Consider the following 4306-nt stretch of genomic DNA (forward strand, 5'->3'; position numbering starts at 1 on the left):
CCGGGCCGGACTCGCCACCCGCGGGGGCGTGCGCGGCGGGGCGGCTGCGGCCGGCGCTGCCTTGATCGGCTCGGCTTTGAGCGGCTCGGCTTTGACGGGCTCGGCTTTGACCGGCTCGGTTTCGATCGGCTCGGCTCGAGTTGGTGCGGCTCCGCTTGACTGGACCTTGGTCGGCGCGGAGGCGACGGGCGGCGGTTTGGCCGCTTCGGGCGGGTCCGCCGGCGGCGACTGCGCCCACAGGGAACCGGCCAACATCATCACCGCGGCGCCGGACACCGCGATGCCGCGCATCGAACGCTTGGACTTCATCTGACCCCCGAAAGCGGCTGCGCCGTCGCCCGGTATTCCAAGGCATGCGCTGCCGGTCGCCCCGGGCGCGGACGTTCGCGGCGAGTGTACGCGGTCGCGGTGGCGAGGCCCCGGGGTGCGAAAGCGCGAACGATCGCCCCGGCCCCTCTCCGAAACGGGCGAATCGACGTGGTCCGAGCCGTCTGCGGCTGCGCCGCCCCGCTTTCCGGATCGGAAAATTATTTTCGATAAGTAAACAACGGTTGGCTTTCGCGGCTTGGCAAGGCCCGGGGGGCCGCCTAGAGTCGTCCGTGACCCCTCTCGGCCGCCTTCATGCCCGCCAAGCGCAGCCAGAACGTAACCACGGCCGCTCCCGCGGTCCCGAATCCCGGGATCGCGCTGCGGATGCTGCGCCGTCAGCGCGGCTGGACCCTGGCCGAGATCGGCGCGCGCACCGGCCTGCCGATCTCGACTCTGTCGAAGATCGAGAACGGCAAGATGTCGTTGAGTTTCGACAAGCTCACCCGCATCGCCCAGGGCCTGGAAGTCGACATCGGCGAGTTGTTCTCGTCGCAACCGCCGGGAGTCAACGAAAACTTCAGCGGACGCCGCAGCATAACCCGCGCCGGCGAGGGTTATGCGATCCGCACCGAGCACTACCACCACTTCTATCCGGCCTCGGAACTGCTCAACAAGCGCCTGGTGCCGATCATCGCCGAGGTCCACGCGCGTTCGCTGGAAGAGTTCGGCGATTTGATCCGCCACACCGGCGAGGAATTCGCCCTGGTCCTGGAAGGCACGGTCGAACTGCACAGCGAGCTGTACGCGCCGGCGCGCCTGGACGTCGGCGACTCGATCTATTTCGACAGCGCGATGGGCCATGCCTACATCGCCGCATCGGCGAGCCCCTGCCGCGTGCTCGCGGTGTGCTCGGGCAACGAAGCGCATCTGCGCGAGGCGCTGTCGCGCAAGACCGCCGCCGAACCGATCCGCGTGCCGGCCGCGCGGCCGGCGAAGGCCCGGCGCAGCGCCAGCGTCTGAGCTCACGCCGCGTCCCCGCCCTGGCGAGGCACGCTCGCGCGCAGGGACGTTCGGTCCAGGCGACTGCGGATAACCGTCACACGGGCCGCAGACGCCGGTCACGACGCCGGATTTTCCCATTGCGAAACTGGGCCGCGCGGCCGGACGCCACCTGCGGTTCAGCGGTGCGGTTCGGCGATTGGGTTCAGCTGACCCGCGCGAGCATGCGCCGGTTGCCGGTCAGCCGCGCCCAGCGCGCACCGATGTCGCTCATGCACACGTAAGCCGCTTCGCCGGCCAGGCGCCACATCATGCGCGGGCTCAAGCGCAGGCGCGGCTCGGCCGCGCACAGCTCCCAGTCGTAGCCGAGCTGGCGCGCGAACAGGGCGCAGCGCGCGAGGTGGTAGCGGCTGCTCAGCAAAGTGACGCGCGAGCGCATGCCCTCGCCGAGCACGACCCGGGCGTTGCGCAGGTTCTGCAGGGTATCGCGCGATTCCGACTCCAGTTGCATCGGCGCATCCGCGGCGAAACCGCGCGCGAGCAGGCCGTGGCGCGCGAGCTCGGCCTCGCTGGGCTCGTCGGCGGCGCCGCCGCCGAGCAGCACCACGTTGCGCGGCGGACGCTCGCGCCACAACGACACCGCGCGGTCCAGACGCGCCTCGAAATCCTGGTCGAGACGGCCGCCGGGCGCGTGCTTGCCGAACAACAGCACGCATTCGCCTCGCTCGGGCTGGCAGGGCGCGTTGCGCGCGACCCGCAGCACGTGCACGAAGTAGCCGACGTAGACCAGGCCGGCGCTGAGCACGCACGCGGCCGAGGCCACCGCGGCGACGTGCAGCACGTCGCGATCGCCCAACAGGGACAGGCGGTGGCCGAGGCGGTGGGACATGGCGGCGGAAGCGACCTGCATGGCTAGAAAGACCGGAACGAGGCGACGAGTACTGCGGTATGAGGGTGCCGCGCCCCCGCCGCAAGGCGGCATCGCGGCACGGACAGACGATTCGGACGGATTCACGGACGAATTCGAGCGCCCGCGCATGAAGCATTCAGCGTCGCTGCATCGCGGCGGCCGGCCGGGACCGCGGCCCCGCCGGCGGCGCCCCGAGCGCCCCTCGCTATACTGCGGGCGTTCCCCACCGCGCGATTCTACCGACTACGTGACGTCCCCACCTTTACCGATGCCGCCGCTGGCGGTCCGCGCCTACACCGCGACCACCGCGCTCGGCCGCGGCCTGGACGCCCAGGCGAGCGCCCTGCGCGAGCGGCGCAGCGGCCTGCGGCACAACGATTTCGCCCCGCTCGCCGCCGGCGAGCCGCCGCTGGACTGCTGGATCGGCCGGGTCGAAGGGCTCGAGGACGCCGCCCTGCCGGACGCGCTGAGCGAGTGGGAATGCCGCAACAACCGCCTGGCCTGGCTGAGCCTGCAGCACGACGGCGTACGCGAAGCGCTGGCCGCCGCGGTCGCCCGCCACGGCGCCGGACGGGTCGCGGTGATCGTCGGCACCTCCACCTCGAGCATCGGCGCGACCGAGGAGGCCTATACCCGCCTGCGCGACGACGGCCGCGCATTCCCCGAGGACCTGGCCCGGCCGACCCTGCATACGCCGCATTCGCTGGGCGCCTTCGTCGCCGCCGCGACCGGCCTGCGCGGCCCCTGCGTGACCGTCGCCACCGCCTGCTCGTCGAGCGCCAAGGTGTTCGCCCAGGCCGCGCGCCTGATCGCCGCAGGCCTGGCCGACGCGGCCCTGGTCGGCGGCGTCGACACCCTGTGCGGCAGCGTGTTGTTCGGTTTCAACTCACTGCAACTGGTCTCCAACGCGCCCTGCCGCCCCTTCGATGCCGAGCGCATCGGCCTGTCGCTCGGCGAGGCCGGCGGCTACGCCGTGCTCGAGCGCCTCGACGAAGGCGAACGCGCCGCGCTGGAGCTGCGCGGCTACGGCGAATCCAGCGACGCCCACCACATGTCCTCGCCGCACCCCGAAGGCCTGGGCGCGCGCTTGGCGATGGGCGACGCGATGGCCCGCGCCGGCGTCGACGCGGCCGAGGTCGGTTACCTGAACCTGCACGGCACCGCCACGCCGGCCAACGACAAGATCGAGGCGCTGGCGATCGCCGCGCTGTTCCCCGACACCCTGCACGCCTCCTCGACGAAGGGCTGGACCGGGCATACGCTCGGCGCGGCCGGCATCGTCGAGTCGGCCATCGCCCTGCTCGCCCTCGAACGCGAGCACCTGCCGGGCACACTCAACAGCGTCGTGCCCGATCCGGCCAACGGCCCGCAGATCCGCTTCGATTCGGCCGACACCCGGATCCGCTACGCCATGAACAACTCCTTCGGCTTCGGCGGCAACAATTGCTCGCTGGTGTTCGCGCGCCCATGACCGCCGCCGATCTCGACCCGCCGGCGAGGCGCTCGCCGGTGCTCAGCGCCGTCGTCGAAAGCGTGGGCTATTGGAGCCGCGGCCTGCCCTCGTGGGAAGCCGCTCGTGCTTTCGCCGCGCACGGCGAACTCGTCGCCGACGCGCCTTCGCGGCCGTCGCCGCAGTTGCTGGCGCCGAACGAACGCCGGCGCGCGCCGGAGACGGTGGCGGTGGCCCTGGAAGTCGCGCTCGCCGCCTGCCAGGCCGCCGCCCGCGATCCGGCCGAACTGCCCTCGGTCTTCGTGTCCTGCCACGGCGACATGGCGATCACCGACTACATGTGCGCGACCTTGGCGAGCGAACCGCGGACGATCTCGCCGACCCGCTTCCACAATTCGGTGCATAACGCCGCCGCCGGCTACTGGACCATCGGCGCCGGCGCGATGCGCCCCACCACCGCGCTGAGCGCGCTCGAGGCGACCTTCGCCCAGGGCCTGATCGAAGCGCTGGCCCAGATCGCCGCCGGCGACGAGGCGGTGCTGCTGGTCGGCTACGACGGCGCCGCGACCGGCCCGCTGCAGACGATGTGGCCCAGCGACGGCCTGCTCGGCGCGGCGCTGGTGCTCGCGCGCGCGCCG

At 72.1% G+C, this 4306-nt stretch carries 4 protein-coding genes and 1 pseudogene; 3 read left to right on the plus strand and 2 right to left on the minus strand.

The genetic code is table 11. The features are described 5' to 3' along the window. Positions 1-309, minus strand: a pseudogene (locus ACSAMQ_RS20095) (hypothetical protein); the annotation flags it as partial. A gap of 312 nt (positions 310-621) precedes the next feature. Between ACSAMQ_RS20095 and ACSAMQ_RS20100 the strand changes: the two are divergent. Then, the gene (locus ACSAMQ_RS20100) at positions 622-1329 is read left to right on the plus strand and encodes a helix-turn-helix domain-containing protein (protein ID WP_435397356.1); all 708 of its coding nucleotides are present in this window, start codon (positions 622-624) and stop codon (positions 1327-1329) included. A 184-nt stretch (positions 1330-1513) separates the two neighbouring features. Here ACSAMQ_RS20100 and ACSAMQ_RS20105 read toward each other — a convergent pair whose 3' ends face one another. Continuing rightward, entirely contained in the window at positions 1514-2197 is a 684-nt protein-coding gene (locus tag ACSAMQ_RS20105; protein WP_435397357.1) for a YdcF family protein, read from the minus strand. A 289-nt stretch (positions 2198-2486) separates the two neighbouring features. Between ACSAMQ_RS20105 and ACSAMQ_RS20110 the strand changes: the two genes are divergently transcribed. Together ACSAMQ_RS20110 and ACSAMQ_RS20115 are read left to right on the plus strand one after the other, a co-directional pair. After that, positions 2487-3689: a beta-ketoacyl-[acyl-carrier-protein] synthase family protein gene (locus ACSAMQ_RS20110; RefSeq protein WP_435397358.1), complete on the plus strand. Its 1203-nt coding sequence runs from the start codon at positions 2487-2489 to the stop codon at positions 3687-3689. Between the two features lie 38 nt (positions 3690-3727). Next, positions 3728-4306, plus strand: a 579-nt coding sequence (locus ACSAMQ_RS20115; RefSeq protein ID WP_435397359.1) for a beta-ketoacyl synthase chain length factor, incomplete at its 3' end; no start/stop codon positions are given.

This window comes from Lysobacter sp. 1R34A, assembly GCF_051217035.1.
Classification (GTDB): Bacteria; Pseudomonadota; Gammaproteobacteria; order Xanthomonadales; family Xanthomonadaceae; genus Lysobacter.

Excerpts from the sequence above, each read along its gene's own strand:
- ACSAMQ_RS20110 (WP_435397358.1), top strand. The coding sequence starts at position 2,487 with ATGCCGCCGCTGGCGGTCCGCGCCTACACCGCGACCACCGCGCTCGGC.
- ACSAMQ_RS20100 (WP_435397356.1), top strand. The coding sequence starts at position 622 with ATGCCCGCCAAGCGCAGCCAGAACGTAACCACGGCCGCTCCCGCGGTC.
- ACSAMQ_RS20105 (WP_435397357.1), bottom strand. The coding sequence starts at position 2,197 with ATGTCCCACCGCCTCGGCCACCGCCTGTCCCTGTTGGGCGATCGCGAC.